Origin of the sequence: Hamadaea tsunoensis DSM 44101, from assembly GCF_000428945.1 — a bacterium.
Lineage (GTDB): Bacteria > Actinomycetota > Actinomycetes > Mycobacteriales > Micromonosporaceae > Hamadaea > Hamadaea tsunoensis.
In genome coordinates this window covers 16,071-34,648 of record NZ_AUAX01000038.1, presented here as the reverse complement: position 1 = coordinate 34,648, position 18,578 = coordinate 16,071, and the positions used below count along the sequence as shown (strand labels likewise).

Below are 18,578 nucleotides of genomic sequence, written 5' to 3'. Positions count from 1 at the left end.
GCAGGGCGCGACGGAATCACTGCCCTATGAGTTGGAAGGTCGGTGCCTTGACACCCGTCGGCGGCACGCGGAAGTGCTTGAGGGTGAACGACATCATCTCCTGGAACGCCGGACCGCAGACCACGCCGCCGTTACCGCCCGGCGTGTACGCGAACACCCCGATCACGTACTTCGGATTGTCGGCCGGGGCCATGCCGATGAACGAGGCGACCTCGCCCGGCTGGTAGCCGCCGTTCTTGAAGTACGCGCCGGTGCCGGTCTTGCCCGACACCCGGTAGCCGGGGATGGCCGCCGACAGCCCGGTCGCGTGCGGGACGGTCGTGACCGCTTCCATGATCGTACGCAGCTCCTGCGCGTGCTGAGCGCTGATGACCTGGTGCGACTGCGGCGACTCGGCCGGCTGGACCTTCCCGTCCGGCCCGATGATGTCGCGGACGAGGTGCGGCTGGACCCAGACCCCGTTGTTCGCGATGGCCGCGTACGCCGCCGTCATCTGCAGGGGGGTGACCGAGACGCCGTTGCCGATCGGGATCGAGCCGAAGTCCGAGCCCTGCCATTCGCTCGCCGGCCGGACGTCGCCCGAGGCCTCGCCCGGGATCGAGATGCCGGTGGGCTGGCCGAGCCCGAACAGCTTCTGATACTTGTACAGGTTGTCGGCGCCGAGCTGCTGCGAGATCTTGATGACGCCGACGTTGGACGAGAACGCCATGATCGCCGGCAGGGTCAGCTTGGTCCCCGGGTCGAACGGGTGCGTGTCCTTGTACGTCTTGTCGGCGACCTTGATGGTCGGCGCGACCGGAACCGTGGTGGACGGCGTGATCACGCCTTCCTGCAGGGCGCCCGCGAGGACGATCGCCTTGTGCACCGAGCCCGGGTCGACCAGCTCGTTGCTGGCCACGTCGCCGCGGTCGGCGGGCTTGCTGTCCAGCGGGTTGCGCGCGTCGTAGGTCGGCCAGCTGGCCTGGGCCAGCAGTTCGCCGGAGTGCGCGTCGAGCACGGTGGCGCTGCCGAAGGTCGCGTGCACCTGCAGCATCTTCTCCTTGAGGATGCGCTGCACCTCGTACTGCAGGTCGCGGTCGATCGTCAGCTCCAGCGAGGAGCCGTCGCGGGCCGGCGTCACCTTGTGGTAGCCGCCCGGGATCTCCTTGTCGTACTCCTCGCCCCGGCCGACCTCGTAGACGCGCTCGCCGTTCTTGCCGGCGAGCAGCGTGTCGAACCGGGCCTCCAGGCCGACCAGGCCGCTCTCGTCGTCGGCGGCCGTGAAGCCGATCAGGTTCGCCCCGACGTCCTGGCTGAGCGCGTCCCGCTTCTCCGTGCGGTCGACGCCGATCCCGTTGAGCCCCAGGCGCTGCACCGCCTCACCGGTCTCGATCGGTACGCTGCGGGCCAGCACCTCGTACCGCTGCGGGTTGGTGGAGTTCGGCTGGTTGTGCGGGCTGACCAGGGGCAGGAGCGTCGACACCGGTACGCCGAGCAGCGGCGAGAGCTCGGCGGCCGCCGCCTGGGGATCCTTGACGTCGGTGGTGTCGGCGAAGACCGTCCGCGCCTCGATGCTGTGTGCCATCACCGCACCGTTGCGGTCCAGGATGGACCCGCGGGACGCGTACAGGATCTGGTGCTGCAGGCGCTCGTTGAGGCCGGCGGCCGCCGCCGCGGGGGCTCCCTCGAACTGCAGCTCGACGACGCGGATGCCGGCCGCCGCGAACATCAGCAGGGCCAGCATGGTCGCCAGGCGCAGCCGGCGCTGGGAGTTGCCCCTGCGCGCGGGCGGGCGTACGGGCGCCACGCGGATGGCCGGGCCGCGCGGTGCGCGTACCCGGCCACGATCCGATGTGGACTTGCGTTCGGCGGGCGGCTCGACCGGTCGCCGGCGGGCCGCCTTGCGTACCGGCGGCTCCGGCGGCTCCGGCTCCGCGACGACCCGCAGATCGGGGTTGTCCCGGACGGTACGCCCGCGCGGTGTGTACGCGCGGGCGTTGCCCAGTCCGCTGCGCCGTCGACCGGACGGCTGGCTGCCGGTGGGCTCCTCCCCGCGCCCGCCCGCCATCAGCCGGCCTGCCCCGTCGTCCCGGTGCCGGTGCCGGCCCCGTTCTGCGTGCCGTCCTGGCTGGTGATCGCGGGCGTGCCCGACGCCGGCTGCGGTACGCCGATGATCCGGCCGTCCGGCAGCAGGATGAACGCCGGCGCGCCGGCCGGGACGAGGCCCAGCTTGCGCGCGGCGGCGGCCAGGTTGCCCGGCGCCTCCTTCTCGGCGATCTGCTCGTCGAGCTGATCCTGCTGGCGGTCGAGGTTCACCTGCTGGTCCTGCAGGTGCGACAGCTTGAACGCGTTCTCGTTGATCTTCTGGTTCAGCGCCAGGATGCCGATCACGCCCGCGATGACGAGCACCACGATCATGACCACGAACGGTACGCGCGGCCCCCGCACCGGCGCGGGCGGCGCGAGCCGCAGCCTGGTCTTCTTCGGCTCGGGCTGGGTACGCGGCGACGGCGACGCGTCGAAGCGTGGATCCCGGGCCGCGTTGGAAGTCGTCACGACTTTCCCCCGATCTTTTCCGCCGCCCGCAGCTTCACCGAGGCGGCCCGCGGGTTCTCCGCGACCTCGGATTCGCTGGGCGGTTCCGCCCCCCTGGTCAGCAGGCGCAGCGTCGGCCCGGTGCCGGGCAGTTCGACCGGAAGGTCGATCGGTCCGGTCGACTTCGCCCGGGCCGCGAACGCCTGCTTGGTGATCCGGTCCTCCAGCGAGTGGTAGGACATGACCACGATTCGCCCGCCGGACGACAGCGCGTCCAGCGCCGCCGGCAGCGCTGCCTCCAGCACCACCAGCTCCCTGTTGACCTCGATACGCAGCGCCTGGAAGGTCCGCTTGGCCGGATGCCCGCCCGTACGCCGCGCCGGCGCCGGTATCGCGTCGCGTACCAGCTCGGCGAGGCGGGCCGTGCTCCGCCAAGGTCCCTTCCTGCGTTCCGCCACGACGGCCGCCGCGATCCGGGAGGCGAACTTCTCCTCCCCGTAGACCCGCAGCACTCTGGCCAGCTCCCCCGCTGGATAGGTGTCGAGGATCTCCGCGGCTGTGACGCCCGATTTCTGGTCCATCCGCATGTCGAGCGGGGCGTCCTGCGCGTACGCGAAACCGCGGTCCGCCTCGTCCAGCTGCAACGAAGAAACCCCCAGGTCGAAGAGGACCGAGTCGATACGCTCGATCTTGAGCTTCGCCATTACCTCGGGCAGTTCGTCATAAACCGCATGAACGAGATGAATCCGGTCGGCGTACGCGGCGAGCCGATGGCCGGCGTGCGCCAGCGCCTCGGTGTCCCGGTCGAGTCCGATGAGGATGGTGTTCGGGTGCCTGGCCAGTACCGCTTCGGCATGGCCCCCCAGCCCCAGGGTGGCGTCCACGTGCACCGTGGACCGCCCTGGCGGCGTGACCTGACGGTCGAGTGCGGGAGCGATGAGGTCGAGGCAACGCTCGAGCAGCACCGGTACGTGCGCACCGCGCGGCTCTGGCATTGTCGACCCCCTCTGCTGTTTGTCCCGGCGTACCGCCAGATCCCCATCCGCTTCTCGTCGCTTCGTCCTCCGGCGGAGAACGACGGAGAAAGCAGTACGCCTGGCACCGGGGAAGTGATGCCAGGAGCCGACAAGCGGCTGGAGATCTCGCGGTACGCCGGTGTCCGGTGCGACGTTCGCGGCATCGCACACGGTCCCGCCCTCACTGTCCGGCCGGCGCCACCCCCTGGTGCGGGTCGTCTCCCGGCTGGGATCCGTCCCGTGGAGGGACATCCACGTCGGCGAACGCGTCCTCGCTGTCGTCGAGGTACGCCTCCCACGCCGCGGCGCCCCAGATCTCGACCCGGGTGGCGGCCCCGATGACCACCAGATCCCGTTCGAGTCCCGCGTACGCCCGCAGCGGCGGGGGTATCGTCACCCGGCCCTGTTTGTCCGGCACCTCGTCGTGCGCGCCGGAGAAGAGGACCCGCGTGAACGCCCGCGCCGCCTTGTCACTCATCGGCCGGGCGGACTGCTCGGCGGCGTACCGCTGGAACTCGGCGGTCGGGAACACGTAGAGACAGCGCTCCTGTCCTTTGGTGATCACGACACCTCCCGCCAGTTCGTCACGGAACTTCGCCGGAAGAATCAGCCGGCCCTTGTCGTCCAGCCGTGGGGTGTGCGTGCCGAGAAACATCGGCCCCACCCCCCGGTGACGCGATCAGGGCGGTCGTTCGCGGCGATCCGCCCATTGGGCCGGCAAAGCCTCCAGCTCCGCCAGTGGTCCCCACTTTACTCCACTTCCCCCCACCGTCAACCAAAATCAACGGGTCGGACGGGCTTGGCCCTCCCCATTACGCCTGGTCAGGGTGGGTCCGTTCGGAGGGAGGGTCGACGTGAAGATCAACACGGTCCGCTTTCCGACACGACCATCACCCCATCGACGAGTGACTCGTTGAACTCGGGTGACTCACGTGAGTGACCCCTCGAACGGGTGACTCACTCTTCCGTGCGCCTTCCGCACCCCACCACCCCGCGAATTTCCGACGATCTTGCGCCAATGTCTCGAATTTCGTCCGGAGTACCCGGATTGCCCGGACATTCGCGCAAGATCGTCGTCGTCGGGGGGTAGCGGCGATCAGGCCCGCACTCACGAGGAGTGCGGGCCTGATTCTGGGGAGGGATGGGTGTCGAGTCTCTAGACGAGGCGCCGGAACTCCACACGGGAGCTCCAGATGTTGTGCAGGCCGGTCTTCTTGCCGTAGGTCGGCGCGTCGTACATCTTGTTGCCGCCGGCGTAGATGCCGGCGTGGAAGACGCGGCCGGACGAGTCGCGGAAGACCACGAGGTCGCCGGGGCGGGCACTGGAGCGGGCGACCTTGCGGCCCTTGACGCCCTGCGCACCGCTGTGCGGGAGGCTCACTCCGACCTTCTTGTAGATGTACCGCGTGAAGCCCGTGCAGTCGAAGGCGCTCGGCCCGGCCGCGCCCCAGCGGTACGCGCGCCCGCTGTACTGCCTGGCGAGCGCGATCACCTTCTGGGCCCGGGTCTGGACCTGGGCGACCTGCTTGACGGTCACCTTCGTCAGCGGGGCGGTCTTGGCGACCGCGGCGGGCGCGCTCAGCGGAGCGAGCCCGGTCGTGGCCGTGGCCGGCCCCGTCGCCACACCGGCATTCTGCGCGGCGGCGCTTGCCGTGGCAGTGCTTGCCGTGGCAGTGCTCTCCGCGAGAGTGCTTGCCGCGGCGATGCTGTCGGCGGCGGCCACCGCGTCGACGGCCGCCGTGGCCGCAGCGGCCGTCGCGGTGACGGGAGTGGGGGTGGACGCGGACGCGGGGCTCGCGAGGAGGGTGGTGCCGACGGCCGCGGCGCCCAGAACGAGGGCGATACGGGCGGCGTTGCGGCCCGGCACGGTCCGGCCGGTGCCGGGATGACCCGAGGGTGTCATCATCGCTGGAATTCCTTCCGGCACGCCTGCGAGGTGAGCTGTCGGGTTCGGGCGCCGAAATTGCCCGGCCGCGTGACGCGGCTTCACCCCAAGCCGGAGACCGCGATGTCACCGCGGTACGCCGGCACGAGTGGTTCCCCCATCCCCGCCCGTCCACTGCATCGTGGGTACGCGACGCGGACGGGCGGGGCTCGGCGTATCCGCGGCGGACCGGTCGGGACGACCCGTCCGGCGATTCGTTTCTACCGAGAACCTGCGTATTGGCCAAGGTTCTGAATAGTGGCTGTGAGCTGGGAAAACTACCCTTTGACACCGGTCACGGCAGCGGTGTCCGCAATTGTGGCCCCGGCTGTCCGGTTCGGGCGTGACGCAGCCCACATCCACACCGTGACGGTGGGGTCAGCCGAACAGCCGAGGGGTGGTCGGTCAGAAGAGCTGCCCCACCAGGTACGAATCGCTCCAGATCGTGTGCAGTCCGACGGTCTGGCCCTCGGTCGGGGCGTCCCACATCTTGTTGTTCCCGGCGAAGATCCCCACGTGGTACGCGAAGTCGCCGTCCATGAAGAACAGCAGGTCCCCCGGCCGGGCCTTCGACCGGGCGACCACCTTCGCCTTGTCGAGCTGGGAGGGGACGTAGTCGTCGAGGTGGATGCCGAGCTTGGCGTACACCCACTGGGTGAGGCCCGCGCAGTCGAACGAGTCCGGGCCGGTCGCCGCCCAGACGTAGGGCTTGCCCGCCTGCTTGGCCGCCTCCCTCAGGACGGTCGCGAGCTTCGCCTGCACGGTCGCCGAGGTGGTGGCCGCCTTCGGCTTCGCAGCGGCCGGCTTCGGCGTGGTCGCGGCGGGCTTCGGCGCCGTGGCCGAGGCGCTCGCCGATGCCGTGGCGCTGGGCGAGAGCGACGCCGACGGGGTTGCCGAGGCGGTCACGAGGGCACCCTGCGACACGTCCGAGGGGAGCAGAGCGGCTGAACTCGCGTACTCGGGAAGGGATGTGGGGGTGGGCTGGGCCGCGAGGGCCGGGATGCCCACGGCGGCGGCGATCGCGACGCCGGCGGCGACGACGAGGGTTCGGTTGCGGTGTTCGGTGAGCAGCGTGCGCACGCGCATGCGGAGGTCCTTCCGGCACGCCTGCGAGGTGAGCTGTCGGGTTCGGGCGGGAAGGTGCCCGGCCACTGTGTGGCTTCACCCCGAGCCGTCGAGGGGGCGACGGCGAGAGTGGTTCCCCCACCCCTGCCCGGATGCGTTTCGGGGGTGAGCGGACCGGCCGGGCAGGGCTCGGCGTGCCGGTACGCCCGCCGGCGATCAACCGGCTTCGTTTTTCTAGCCCACGCAGGACTCTCGACCAAGTCACCGATCAAGCCCGTGACGTGCGCAGATGCGGCGCAGGTCGACCAGATGTCCGATATGTCCGCGGCTATTGGCCGGATATGAGAGTGACTCACGGCACACAATTCAGCGACCCGCTCGATCGCGTAACCTAAGCCCGTGTCTGACGATCGGAAGCCCACCGAACTCCCGGCCCCGCGCGCGAGCACTCCCCGGCTTCCGCTGCGCACGGCGCTCGCGGCGCAGGTGTCGCGGACCGCGGCCGCGCTGTCTCGTGCCACCGGCCGGGGCGACGGTTCGGTGATCGGCGGCCGGCTCGGGATGATGATCGACCCCGACCTGCTCGCCCGGCTCGCGGACGGCCGGGAGATCGCCCTGGTCTCGGGCACCAACGGCAAGACCACGACGACCCGGTTCACGGCCGCTGCGGTCGGCGTCCTGGGCGATGTCGCGACGAACTCCTTCGGCGCCAACATGCCCACGGGCCACACCTCGGCGCTCGCCCGCGCGGGCGACACCCGCTACGCGGTGCTGGAGGTGGACGAGCACTACCTCCCGCAGGTCATCAAGGCCACCCTGCCCAAGGTCGTGGCGCTGCTCAACCTCTCCCGCGACCAGCTCGACCGGGCCAAGGAAGTCGCCATGATGGCCCAGCTCTGGCGGGACGCGCTCGACGCGTACCCGGCCGTGCACGTCGTGGCCAACGCCGACGACCCCATGGTGGTGTACGCGGTCGGCGACCATCCCCCCGCCCGGATCACCTGGTTCTCGGCGGGCCAGCGGTGGCAGGACGATTCGCACGTCTGCCCGGCCTGCGGCGGCCACATCGAGCGCTGGTCGGACGGCGGCTGGTTCTGCGGCAACGGCGACCTGCGCCGGCCCGAGCCCCAGTGGCGGCTCGCCGACGGCAAGGTGGTCGACGCCGACGGCGTGGCCCACGAGGTCCCGCTGCAACTGCCCGGCACGGTCAACCTCGGCAACGCCGCGACCGCCCTGGCCGTCGCGGCCCGGTTCGGCGTACGCACGGCGGACGGCATCCCGCGGCTCGCCACGGTGGCCAGCGTCGCCGGGCGGTACGCCCAGGTCGACCGGGACGGCCGCCTGATCCGGCTGCTGCTGGCCAAGAACCCGGCCAGCTGGCTGGAGGCGTTCGACATGGCCGACGACGCCCCGACGCTGCTGTCGATCAACGCCCGGGACCCCGACGGCCTCGACACGAGCTGGCTCTACGACGTCGACTTCAGCCCGCTGCGGGGCCGGCAGGTGCTCGTCACCGGCGACCGCGCGATGGACCTCGCCGTCCGGCTGGAGATCAACGAGGTCCCGTTCAGCCACGTGCGCACGTTCGGCGACGCCGTCGCCGCCGTGCCGCCCGGCCGGCTGGAGGTCATCGCCAACTACACCGCGTTCCAGGACATACGGGCGGAGCTTGATCGAGTTGTCTGAGCTGACGATCGTCTGGGTCTACCCGGACCTGCTGTCGACCTACGGCGACCGCGGCAACATGCTGATCCTGCACCGCCGCGCGCTCGCCCGGGGCATACCGGCCCGCACCGTCGAGGTGCGCTCCGACGAGAAGCTGCCCGCGCACGGCGACATCTACCTCATCGGCGGCGGCGAGGACGGCCCGCAGGCCTCGGCCGCCGAGCGACTGATCGCCGACGGCGGCCTGCACCGCGCCGCCGCCGACCGGGCGGTGATCTTCGCCGTCTGCGCCGGCTACCAGCTGCTGGGCAGCAGCTTCTTCGCCAAGGGTGAGAAGTGCGCCGGCCTCGGCCTCGTCGACCTGCACTCCGACCGCGGCCCCTCGCGCGCCGTCGGCGAACTGGCCGGCGACATCGCACCCGAACTCGGCCTGCCCCCGCTGACCGGCTTCGAGAACCACGGCGGGCGTACGCACCTGGGCGCCGGTGTCCGTCCCCTCGCGACGGTCACCACCGGGGTCGGCAACGACAGCGTCGGCGAAGGCGTCTGGGCCGGCACGATCCTCGGCACGTACGCGCACGGCCCCGCGCTCGCGCGCAACCCCGCCCTGGCCGACCTGCTCCTGCGCTGGGCCACCGGCGAGGAGAACCTGGCCCCGCTCGACGAGACGTGGACGGGGCGGCTGCGCGCGGAGCGGCTCGCCGCCGTCGGGCGCTCGTGACGGAGTCCGCGGTCTCCTCGCCTGCGCCGCCCGCCGATCCGCCTTCGCTCGCCGAGTCGCCTGCTGCCGGGTCGCCTGCTGCCGGGTCGGCTGCTGCCGGGTCGGCTGCTGCCGGGTCGGCTGCTGCCGGGTCGGCTGCTGTCGGGTCGGCTGCTGTCGGGTCGGCTGTTGCCGGGTCGCCTTCGGTGGCCAGGGGGCGGCTGCTGCTGCGGCTCGGGTCGCTGGCACTGATCGTCGGGCTGCTCGCACTGGCATCCAGCCGGCTTCCCCTGGCCGAGGCCGCCGAACGGCTGCGGTCGTTCGGAGCGGTCGGCCCGGCCGCCGGGATCCTGCTCGGCGCGGTGCTGCTGATGGTGCTGATTCCGCGTACCGCGCTGTCCCTGGTCTGCGGCGTGCTCTTCGGTGCCCTCGCCGGCGCGGCCGTGGCCCTGAGCGCCGCCGTGCTGGCCGCGGTCGCCACCTTCTGGCTCGGCCGCTGGGCCGGCCGCCGCGCGATCGCCGCCCGGCTGGGCGGCCGCTGGTCGCGGATCGACGGCTGGCTCGCCCAACGCGGGGTCCTGGCCGTCGTCGTGGTCCGCCTGCTGCCGATCGCGCCCTTCGGCCTCATGGGGTACGCGTACGGCACGTCGTCGACGCGTTTTCGCCACTACGTCATCGGCACCGCGATCGGCGCCACCCCCAGCGCCTTCGCCAACACGGCGATCGGTGCGGCGGTCGTCTCCCCGCACGGCGCCACCCTGCTGACCTACGCCCCCGCCGCGATCAGCTTCTGCGTCATGGTCGGCGCCACCCTCTACTGGAGATACTCGGGCAGATCCCGCCACCCGGAGACCGCCCAAACTCGCTGAACCAACGCCCAATCCGGACGTTCGGCGCACACAGGCCCCCCTGGGCAGCAATGATCGGGGCATGTTCAGCACGGTGTTCGGCGTACCGGCGCATCCGCTGTTCGTGCACGCGGCCGTCGTCTTCATCCCGCTGCTCGCCCTGTTCGCGGCCGCGTACGCGCTCCTGCCCCGCTGGCGGGGGCGTACCGGCTGGCTGGCGGCGATCCTGGCGGCGGTCGGACCGCTGGCGGCCCTCTTCGCCAAGCTGTCCGGCGACAAGTTCATCAGCTACCGGTTCCCGCAGGGCGCACCGGCCAATGTCCTGCACCATCGCTCGCTCGGGACGGCGACGTTCTGGTTCACGCTGGGGCTGGGGCTGGCGACCGCGTTGATGCTGTGGGCGTTGCAGGATTCGCCCAACCATCCGCGGCCGGCCTGGGTCAAGGGCGGCCTGCGGGCGCTGGTGCTGGTGCTCGCGGTGATCGCCGTGGTGGAGGTGGCCCGGACCGGGGATTCGGGGGCTGCGGCGGTGTGGGGTCGGGCTTGAGAGCCGGCCCTCGGGGGGGAGTGCCCTCGGGGGGCAGGGCCCTCGGGGGCATTGCCATCGGGGGCATTGTGAAGGTTGCTGCTGGTGCGGTCGGCGCTCCGGACCCCTTATGCACCGCCCGTCAGCTTCAGAGATCCTCGACTTCGTCGCGGATCTTGTGCGCTGCCGGGCGGCGCGGGTCCGGGCTTCTCCCTTACGCGGCGGGGGTGTCCTTGTCCGTGGTGGTACAGGGCCACCTGGGGGTTCCGGTGGGTGGAGACGTCGGCGTGTTGGCTTTTAGACGACCACGCTGACCATGCGGCCGGGGATGACGATGACCTTCTTTGGCGCTCGGCCGGCCAGGGAGTCGGCTACGGCGGCCAGGGCGGCTTCACGGACCGCGGCTTCCGTCGTGTCGGCGGGGATGTCGATCTTGCCGCGCAGCTTGCCGTTGATCTGGACCGGGTAGGTGACCGTGTCCTGGACCAGCAGCGCCGGGTCCGCCTCCGGGAAGTCGGCGTACGTCAGCGAGCCCTCGTGGCCCAGCTTGGACCACAGCTCCTCGGCGATGTGCGGCGCGAACGGGGCGACCATCAGGACCAGCGGCTCGGCCACCTCGCGCGGCGTACGCCCGGCCTTCGTGACGGCGTTCGTCAGCTCGATCAGCTTGGCGATCGCCGTGTTGAAGCGCAGCTCGGACATGTCCTCCCGGGTCCCGGCGATGGTGCGGTGCAGCAGGCGGCGGGTGGCGTCGTCGGCCGGCTCGTCGACGACGACCAGGTCACCGGTCTCCTCCGCGACGACGGCCCGCCACACGCGCTGCAGGAAGCGCTGCGCGCCGACGACGGCCCGGGTCTCCCACGGGCGCGACACCTCCAGCGGGCCCATCGACATCTCGTAGACGCGGAACGTGTCGGCCCCGTACTGCTCGCACATCTCGTCGGGGGTCACCACGTTCTTCAGGGACTTGCCCATCTTGCCGTACTCGCGGCCGACCTTCTCGCCGTGCCACTGGTAGACGCCGGCCGGGTCCTCGGTCACCTCTTCGGCGGGAACGTAGACGCCCCGGTCGTCGGTGTACGCGTACGCCTGGATGTAGCCCTGGTTGAACAGGCGGTGGTACGGCTCGAACGAGGAGACGTGGCCCAGGTCGAACAGCACCTTGTGCCAGAAGCGGGCGTACAGCAGGTGCAGGACGGCGTGCTCGACACCGCCGACGTACAGGTCGGTGCCGCCCGACGCCATGTCGGGGTACGGGCCGACCCAGTAGGCCTCGTTCGCGGGGTCGACGAACGCCTGCTCGTTGGTCGGGTCGATGTAGCGCAGCTGGTACCAGCAGGAGCCGGCCCACTGCGGCATCGTGTTGGTCTCGCGGACGTAGCGCTTCAGGCCGTCGCCCAGGTCCAGCTCGACCTCCACCCACTCGCGGTTGCGCGACAGCGGGGTCTCGGGCACGGTGTCGGCGTCGTCCGGGTCGAACGTCTTCGGCGAGAAGTCGGCGACCTCGGGCAGTTCCAGCGGCAGCATGCTGTCGGGCAGCGGGATCGGCTGGTTGTCGACGTCGCCGTCGGCGGTCACCGCGTAGACGACCGGGAACGGCTCGCCCCAGTAGCGCTGCCGGCTGAACAGCCAGTCGCGCAGGCGGTAGGTGGTCGCGCCGCTGCCGTGGCCCTCGGCCTCCAGCCACGCGATCATCTTCTTCTTGGCCTCGGCGATGCCCAGCCCGTCCAGCATGCCGCTGTTCACGGCCGGGCCTTCCCCGGTGTACGCCTTGCCCGCCCAGCCCGCCGGGGGCTGGACGGTGCGGATGATGGGCAGCTCGAAGACCTCGGCGAACTCCCAGTCGCGCTCGTCCTGGCCGGGGACGGCCATGATGGCGCCGGTGCCGTAGCCGGCCAGCACGTAGTCGGCGATGAACACCGGTACCTGGCGGCCGTCGACGGGGTTGGTCGCGTACGCGCCGGTGAAGACGCCGGTCTTCTCCTTGGCGTCCGCCTGGCGCTCGACCTCGGACTTGCCCGCCGCGAAGGCCCGGTACGCCGACACTGCCTCGGCCGGGCTCGCGTGCCCGCCCGTCCAGACGGAGTGGGTGCCCTCGGGCCAGGCCGCCGGAACCAGCGAGTCGACCAGCTCGTGCTCGGGTGCCAGCACCATGTAGGTCGCGCCGAACAGGGTGTCGGGGCGGGTCGTGAACACGGTGATCGGGCCCGCGTCGCTGACGAAGTCCACGTGCGCGCCGTAGGACCGCCCGATCCAGTTGCGCTGCATCATCTTGATCGGCTCGGGCCAGTCCAGGGTGTCCAGGTCGTCGATCAGCCGGTCGGTGTACGCGGTGATCCGCATCATCCACTGCCGCAGGTTGGCCTTGAAGACGGGGAAGTTGCCGCGCTCGCTGCGGCCGTCGGCGGTGACCTCCTCGTTGGCCAGTACCGTGCCCAGCCCGGGACACCAGTTCACGGGCGCGTCCGACGCGTACGCCAGGCGGTGCTCGTTGATCACGGCGCGCCGGTCCGACGCCGACAGGTCCGCCCAGTCCCGGCCGTCCGGCGTGGCGCGGGTGCCGTCGGCGTACTGGGCCTCCAGCTCGGCGATGGGACGCGCCTTGCCGGCCGCCTCGTCGTACCACGAGTTGAAGACCTGCAGGAAGATCCACTGTGTCCACCGGTAGAACCCGACGTCCGTGGTGGCCACGCTCCGGCGCTCGTCGTGCCCCAGACCCAGCATCCTCAGCTGGGCCCGGTAGCGCTCGACGTTCTGCTCGGTCGTCACCCGCGGGTGGGTGCCGGTCTGGACGGCGTACTGCTCGGCGGGCAGGCCGAAGGCGTCGAAGCCCATCGTGTGCAGCACGTTGTGCCCGGCCATCCGCTGGAAGCGGGCGAACACGTCGGTGCCGATGAAGCCCAGCGGGTGCCCGACGTGCAGCCCGGCCCCGGACGGGTACGGGAACATGTCCAGCACGAACTTCTTGGGCGCGCCGGAGCGGGGGTGCGACGGGTCGCTGAGCGGGCCGACCGGGTTCGGGGCGTGGAAGGTGCCATGCGCGGACCAGTAGTCCTGCCAGCGCTTCTCGATCTCGTTCGCCAGGGCCGCGGTATACCGGAACGCGGGGGCGTCGGCCTCGCTCATCGTCTCCACCATCTCTCGCACATTCGTCGGACTCTGATCTGGATGCGGGCATAAAAAAGCCCCTCGCACAGGGAGGGGTAGCCGTGCTCACGCTGCTGTCAGCGTCAGCACGGCCCGCTAAGAAGGAGCCCGAAGAAGCGGGTCATATGCGCAGTGTACCCCCGCTCCTGCGAACCGGTCGAACCGGTTGACACGCTCAGCAATCCCCGAGGTGTGTTGCTGAGGTATCCGTTACGGGAGGAGACTTCACCCACACCCCGGGCGTCACCAAGCGTCCACGGACGGTCTGCCAACCCGTCGGGACACTTACCGCGTCTAACAGGGCGCATACCCGGTTCCGATCATGAGGAGGCCCGTTGACCACCCGAAACCCCCTACCTGCTGGGTCATGGGACGGCGGTCGCGAAGACCTCGGCGCCACGATGTCCGCCGAGGAGTTCAGCGCCGCGACGGAGGCGATCGTCGCCAACATCGAGCAGGTGATCGAGGGGAAGACGGCCACGGTGCGGCTGGCCCTCGCGGTCCTGCTCGCCGAGGGCCACCTGCTCATCGAGGACGTGCCCGGCGTCGGCAAGACCAAGCTCGCCAAGGCGCTGGCCCGGTCGATCGACTGCTCCGTCCGGCGCATCCAGTTCACGCCTGACCTGCTGCCCAGCGACGTCACCGGCGTGAACGTCTACAACCAGGAGAACCACGACTTCGAGTTCAAGCCGGGCGCGGTCTTCGCGAACCTGGTGGTCGGCGACGAGATCAACCGCGCGTCGCCGAAGACCCAGTCGGCCCTCCTGGAGTGCATGGAGGAGCGGCAGGTCACCGTCGACGGCGTCACCTACCCGCTGCAGACGCCGTTCATGGTGATCGCGACGCAGAACCCCATCGAGATGGAGGGCACCTACCCGCTGCCCGAGGCACAGCGCGACCGGTTCACCGCGCGCATCGCGATGGGCTACCCGGACGCCAAGGCCGAGCTGGCCATGCTCGACGTCCACTCGTCGCAGGACCCGCTGGACGTGCTCACCGCCGTCTCCGACGCGGCCACCGTCCGCCGGATGATCGCGACCGTACGCGACGTGCACGTCTCCGACGCCGTCAAGCAGTACGCGATCACGCTGGTGACCGCCACCCGGGAATCGCCGGACCTGCGACTCGGCGCGTCCCCGCGGGCCAGCCTGCAGCTGCTGCGTACCGCGAAGGCGATCGCCGCCCTGGAGGGCCGGGACTACGTGCTCCCGGACGACCTGCAGGCGCTGGCCGTGCCGGTCATGGCGCACCGCATCATCCCGACCGCCGACGCGCAGCTGGCCCGGCGGACCACCGACGCGATCGTGGCGGACATGGTGCACCGGCTGCCGATCCCGACCGACCGGCGCAGCGGCACGCAGCCCTACGAGCGGAGGCGCTGACGTGCGTGAGGCGCTGGGCGGACTGACGACCCGGGGGCGCGCGTTCTTCGCCGCGGCCGCGGCCGCCGCCATCGCCGCCCTCATCCTCGGCGAGCGGGACCTGTTGCGGGTCGCCGTGCTGCTGGCCGTGCTGCCGCTGCTGGCGGCGGCGTACGTGGGCCGGTCGCGGTACAAGCTGTCGTGCACGCGGGCGCTCGAACCGCACCGGGTCCCGGTCGGCTCGGCGTCCCGCGTGGTGCTGCGGCTGTCGAACATGTCCCGGCTGCCCACCGGCACGCTGCTGCTCGAGGACCGCCTCCCGTACGCGCTGGGCTCCCGGCCGCGGCTGGTGCTCGAACGGCTGGGTGCGGGACAGGCCAGTTCGGTCGCGTACACGGTCCGGGCGGACGCACGCGGACGCTACGAGGTCGGGCCGCTGTCGATCCGGATGACCGACCCCTTCGGGCTGTGCGAGCTGACGCGGGCCTTCCCGAGCACCGACCACCTGGTCGTGATCCCGCAGGTCGTCCCCCTGCCCTCGGTACGCCTCGCGGGCGAGTTCGCGGGCTCCGGGGATTCGCGGGCGCGCTCGGTGTCGGTGCACGGGGAGGACGACGCCGCGACGCGGGAGTACCGGCACGGCGACGACCTGCGGCGGGTGCACTGGCGCTCGACCGCCCGCGTCGGCGAGCTCATGGTGCGCCGCGAGGAGCAGCCGTGGGAGAGCCGGGCGACCGTCCTGCTCGACACCCGGGCGAACGCGCACCGGGGTGAGGGCCCGACGGCCAGCTTCGAGTGGGCGGTCTCCGCCGCGGCCAGCATCGCGATGCATCTGCGCGAGGCCGGCTACCGCGTACGCCTGGTCTCGGACGGGTCGATCGACATCGACGTGACCGACGCGGCCGGCGAGGCGCACATGATGGACCGGCTGGCCGAGGTGAAGCTCAGCAAGGCCAGCGGGGTCGCGCCGCTCGTGCAGCACGCGCGGCGGCGGGCCGACGGCGGCCTCATCCTGGCGGTGTTCGGGCAGCTCAGCGATGTCGAGGTGCAGATGCTCGCGGGCCTGCGGGGCAGCGGTACGACGTGCGTGGGCTTCCTGCTCGACACGTCGACGTGGCTGAACCTGACGCCGGAGGCGCGCGCCGAGGCCGATCAAGCGCGGTCCGCGACCGCGCTCGGCATGCTGCACACGGGCTGGCGGGTGGTCGGGGCCGAGCACGGCTCGAAGCTGCCCGCGCTGTGGCCGGCCGCCGGCCGCGGCTCCGCCGGGTTCGCCTGGCGGGCGGCGCTGGCCGAGACCGCCCTGCCGACGACGGGGGGCCGGCGATGAACAACCGGCGCAACCTCGGGTTCATCGCGGGCGCGGCGACGATCATGTCCGCCGTGCCGCTGGCCGGGATCTTCCAGCACTGGACCTGGATGGTGCAGTCGATCTTCGCGGTCGGCCTGATCACCGCCACCGCGACGGGCGTACGCGCGCTGCGGGGACGGGTCGCCACCCAGGGCCTGGCCATGTTCCTGGTGCTGTTCCTGACGCTGACCCTGCTGTTCTCGAACGGGCACTCGCTGCTCGGCTTCATCCCGACCCCGGAGACGGTCGCCTACTTCGGCAGGCTGCTCGGCGACGCCGGTACGCAGATCCGCGACAACGGCGTACCGGTCGAGGATCTGAGCGGACTGCTGTTCCTGACGGTGTTCGGGATCGGGGTGGTCGGCATCCTGACCGACCTGTTCACGGTCGGGCTGCGCCGCCCGGCGCTGTCAGGGCTGCCGATGCTGGCCATCTACGCGGTGCCGGTCGCGGTGTTCCCCGACTCCGTCTCGATCTTCCCGTTCATGATCGGCGCGGTCGGCTACCTGTGGCTGCTCGTGGCCGACAACACCGACCGTGTACGCCGTTTCGGCCGCCGCTTCACCGGCGACGGCCGGGACGTCGACGCGTGGGAGTCGTCCCCGCTGACCTCGGCGGGCCGGCGGCTGGCCGTGGTCGGCGTGCTCGCGGCGGTCGTCCTGCCGGTCATGGTGCCCACGTTCAGCACCAGCGTCTTCGACTCCTTCGGCGGCGAGGGCAACGGCCCGAACCGGGGCGGCAACGGCAAGGGCGGTCCGGCGACGGTCAACCTCTTCGCCGACCTGGCCGGCCGGCTGAACCAGACCTCGGTCCAGGATCTCGTCAAGGTGACCACGACCGAGGGCGACCCGTACTACCTGAAGTTCGGGGTGGCCGACGAGCTGACGTCCAGCGGGTTCAAGACGCGTACGCCGTCGGGGCAGGCGATCGGCAGCGCCGACCTGCCCGACCCGAACCAGCGCCCGTCGTTCGGGGTCAGCCGGGAGAAGTACACGGCACAGGTCCAGATCGGCAAGAACTTCGACATGCCGATGCTGCCCGTGTACGCCGAACCGGTGTCCACCCAGAAGATCGGCTCGGACTGGGCGTACGACCCGAACATGGGGATCGTCTTCTCGCTGCGCTCGCGGTCGGGCGGCCGGTCCTACCAGTTCGACTACGTCCGCTCGATCTACACGCCGGACGAGCTGAACAGCTCGCCGGAGCTCAGCGCCGACAACGCCCTGCGCCGGCAGTACACGCAGGTGCCGCTGGTCGTCGAGGTGAACAAGCTGGTCGAGGACCTGACGAAGAACGCCAAGACCCCCTATGAGAAGGTCCGGGCGCTCTACGACTACTTCTCGACCCGCAACGGATTCCGCTACTCGCTGTCGACCGTGGAGGGCACGTCGGGTCAGAAGATCGTCGACTTCCTCCACAACAAGACCGGCTTCTGCGAGCAGTACGCCGCGGCGCTGGCCTGGATGGTGCGTACCGCGGGCATCCCGGCCCGGGTGGCGTTCGGGTTCACCCGCGGCAGCAACGTCCGCACCGAGAACGGCCAGAACGTCTACCAGCTGACGAACCGCAACCTGCACGCCTGGACCGAGGTCTACTTCGAGGGCTTCGGCTGGGTGCCGTTCGACGCGACGCCCAGCACCTACGTGGCGGGCTCGGTGGCCTCGGACTGGGCGCCGGACGTCAACCGGCCGACGGCCGCGCCGAGCGTCTCGCCCGGTTCGGTGGTCCCGGGCGGCGGGGGCGACGACGTGAACCCGCGCGGCGACAACAACCACGACCCGAACGCCGGACTCGACGCGAACGGGCAGCCGATCACCCCGGCCCCGGTGTGGCCGTGGTACCTGCTCGGCGGCGTGGTGCTCGTCATCGTCGTGCTCAGCCTGCCGATGCTGCTGCGGCGGCGGCTGCGCCGACGGCGGTCCCGGCAGGTGAAGGCGAGTCAGGCGGCCGACCTCGGCGAAGTCGTCGGCGCGGTCCCCGACCAGCCGGGCGTCATGGTGATCGTCTCCGACAGCGGCGCCGACCGTGCCCGGGAACTCGCCCACGAAGCGTGGGACGAACTGCTGGACACGCTGATCGACTTCCGCGTACCGGCGGACGCGGCGGAGACTCCGCGTACGGCCGTCCGGCGCCTGATCGAGCAGCAGGAACTGCCGGCCGAGGCGGCTACGGGCGCCCGGCAGCTCGCGATGGCCGAGGAGCGGGCCCGGTACGCGCGTACCCCGCTCGATCCGGAGCCGCTGTCGGGTTCGCTGCGGGCGATCCGGCGCTACCTGATCAGCACGTCCGAGTGGCGCGTACGCGTGTACGCGGTGCTCATGCCGCCCTCGGTGACGGCACGGTGGCGGCTGGCCTTCCTCGACGGGGTGAGCGGGACAGCGGTGAAGCTCAGCCGGATGCGGGTGTGGCTGTCGCGGTTCAACCCGCGCCGCGTGTTCTCCCGCGGCTGAGGCCGCACCGG

The 18,578-nt window shown here is 71.2% G+C and carries 14 protein-coding genes and 2 riboswitches; of the genes, 7 read left to right on the top strand and 7 right to left on the bottom strand.

The window, feature by feature from the left end; genetic code table 11:
- Positions 1–16: 16 nt before the first annotated feature.
- From G401_RS0135385 to G401_RS0135360, 6 genes are all read right to left on the bottom strand, one after another.
- The gene (locus G401_RS0135385; RefSeq protein WP_064741937.1) at positions 17–2,047 is read right to left on the bottom strand and encodes a peptidoglycan D,D-transpeptidase FtsI family protein; all 2,031 of its coding nucleotides are present in this window, start codon (positions 2,045–2,047) and stop codon (positions 17–19) included.
- A complete protein-coding gene (locus G401_RS50695) occupies positions 2,047–2,535 on the bottom strand; it encodes a hypothetical protein (RefSeq protein ID WP_051367661.1) in 489 nt (162 codons plus the stop codon). The genes G401_RS0135385 and G401_RS50695 overlap by 1 nt, the downstream gene beginning before the upstream one ends.
- Positions 2,532–3,509, bottom strand: coding sequence for a 16S rRNA (cytosine(1402)-N(4))-methyltransferase RsmH (rsmH, locus tag G401_RS50690; protein WP_034594096.1), 978 nt, complete (start codon positions 3,507–3,509; stop codon positions 2,532–2,534). Before rsmH ends, G401_RS50695 begins: the two co-directional genes overlap by 4 nt.
- Positions 3,510–3,711: 202 nt before the next feature.
- On the bottom strand, positions 3,712–4,185 hold the full coding sequence (mraZ, locus tag G401_RS50685) for a division/cell wall cluster transcriptional repressor MraZ (protein WP_051367659.1): 474 nt from the start codon (positions 4,183–4,185) through the stop codon (positions 3,712–3,714).
- A 501-nt stretch (positions 4,186–4,686) separates the two neighbouring features.
- Positions 4,687–5,436, bottom strand: a complete 750-nt coding sequence (locus G401_RS53730; protein ID WP_051367657.1) for a C40 family peptidase — start codon at positions 5,434–5,436, stop codon at positions 4,687–4,689.
- Positions 5,437–5,442: 6 nt separating this feature from the next.
- A riboswitch (cyclic di-AMP (ydaO/yuaA leader) is annotated at positions 5,443–5,617 on the bottom strand.
- 242 nt (positions 5,618–5,859) lie between these two features.
- Positions 5,860–6,540, bottom strand: coding sequence for a C40 family peptidase (locus G401_RS0135360; RefSeq protein WP_051367655.1), 681 nt, complete (start codon positions 6,538–6,540; stop codon positions 5,860–5,862).
- A gap of 4 nt (positions 6,541–6,544) precedes the next feature.
- Positions 6,545–6,686: riboswitch (cyclic di-AMP (ydaO/yuaA leader) on the bottom strand.
- A 319-nt stretch (positions 6,687–7,005) separates the two neighbouring features.
- Between G401_RS0135360 and G401_RS0135355 the strand changes: the two genes are divergently transcribed.
- The 4 genes from G401_RS0135355 (at position 7,006) to G401_RS0135335 (ending at position 10,279) form a co-directional block, all read left to right on the top strand.
- Positions 7,006–8,205 (top strand): MurT ligase domain-containing protein, encoded by a 1,200-nt coding sequence (locus tag G401_RS0135355; protein WP_084557992.1) that lies wholly within the window; start codon positions 7,006–7,008, stop codon positions 8,203–8,205.
- Complete coding sequence (locus G401_RS0135350) at positions 8,198–8,905, top strand: type 1 glutamine amidotransferase (RefSeq protein WP_407636966.1); 708 nt, start codon at positions 8,198–8,200, stop codon at positions 8,903–8,905. Before G401_RS0135355 ends, G401_RS0135350 begins: the two co-directional genes overlap by 8 nt.
- A 185-nt stretch (positions 8,906–9,090) precedes the next feature.
- Complete coding sequence (locus G401_RS50675) at positions 9,091–9,753, top strand: TVP38/TMEM64 family protein (RefSeq protein WP_034594082.1); 663 nt, start codon at positions 9,091–9,093, stop codon at positions 9,751–9,753.
- A 61-nt stretch (positions 9,754–9,814) separates the two neighbouring features.
- Positions 9,815–10,279, top strand: a complete 465-nt coding sequence (locus G401_RS0135335) for a DUF2231 domain-containing protein (protein ID WP_027346199.1) — start codon at positions 9,815–9,817, stop codon at positions 10,277–10,279.
- Positions 10,280–10,555: 276 nt separating this feature from the next.
- On the opposite strand, the gene leuS is transcribed toward G401_RS0135335, so the two are convergent.
- Positions 10,556–13,384: a leucine--tRNA ligase gene (gene leuS / locus G401_RS0135330; RefSeq protein WP_027346198.1), complete on the bottom strand. Its 2,829-nt coding sequence runs from the start codon at positions 13,382–13,384 to the stop codon at positions 10,556–10,558.
- Between the two features lie 422 nt (positions 13,385–13,806).
- Here leuS and G401_RS50670 point away from each other — a divergent pair, with 422 nt between their 5' ends.
- From G401_RS50670 to G401_RS0135315, 3 genes are read left to right on the top strand one after another with little or no spacing between them, the layout of a single operon-like run.
- The gene (locus tag G401_RS50670) at positions 13,807–14,787 is read left to right on the top strand and encodes an AAA family ATPase (RefSeq protein WP_051367651.1); all 981 of its coding nucleotides are present in this window, start codon (positions 13,807–13,809) and stop codon (positions 14,785–14,787) included.
- Position 14,788: 1 nt separating this feature from the next.
- The gene (locus tag G401_RS0135320) at positions 14,789–16,096 is read left to right on the top strand and encodes a DUF58 domain-containing protein (RefSeq protein WP_027346197.1); all 1,308 of its coding nucleotides are present in this window, start codon (positions 14,789–14,791) and stop codon (positions 16,094–16,096) included.
- Positions 16,093–18,567 (top strand): transglutaminase TgpA family protein, encoded by a 2,475-nt coding sequence (locus tag G401_RS0135315; protein ID WP_027346196.1) that lies wholly within the window; start codon positions 16,093–16,095, stop codon positions 18,565–18,567. The genes G401_RS0135320 and G401_RS0135315 overlap by 4 nt, the downstream gene beginning before the upstream one ends.
- Positions 18,568–18,578: the final 11 nt, after the last annotated feature.

Coding starts and splice junctions, on each gene's coding strand:
- G401_RS0135385 (WP_064741937.1), bottom strand. CDS start 2,047: ATGGCGGGCGGGCGCGGGGAGGAGCCCACCGGCAGCCAGCCGTCCGGT.
- rsmH (WP_034594096.1), bottom strand. CDS start 3,509: ATGCCAGAGCCGCGCGGTGCGCACGTACCGGTGCTGCTCGAGCGTTGC.
- G401_RS0135335 (WP_027346199.1), top strand. CDS start 9,815: ATGTTCAGCACGGTGTTCGGCGTACCGGCGCATCCGCTGTTCGTGCAC.
- G401_RS0135315 (WP_027346196.1), top strand. CDS start 16,093: ATGAACAACCGGCGCAACCTCGGGTTCATCGCGGGCGCGGCGACGATC.
- mraZ (WP_051367659.1), bottom strand. CDS start 4,185: ATGTTTCTCGGCACGCACACCCCACGGCTGGACGACAAGGGCCGGCTG.
- G401_RS0135360 (WP_051367655.1), bottom strand. CDS start 6,540: ATGCGCGTGCGCACGCTGCTCACCGAACACCGCAACCGAACCCTCGTC.
- G401_RS50670 (WP_051367651.1), top strand. CDS start 13,807: ATGTCCGCCGAGGAGTTCAGCGCCGCGACGGAGGCGATCGTCGCCAAC.
- G401_RS53730 (WP_051367657.1), bottom strand. CDS start 5,436: ATGATGACACCCTCGGGTCATCCCGGCACCGGCCGGACCGTGCCGGGC.
- leuS (WP_027346198.1), bottom strand. CDS start 13,384: ATGAGCGAGGCCGACGCCCCCGCGTTCCGGTATACCGCGGCCCTGGCG.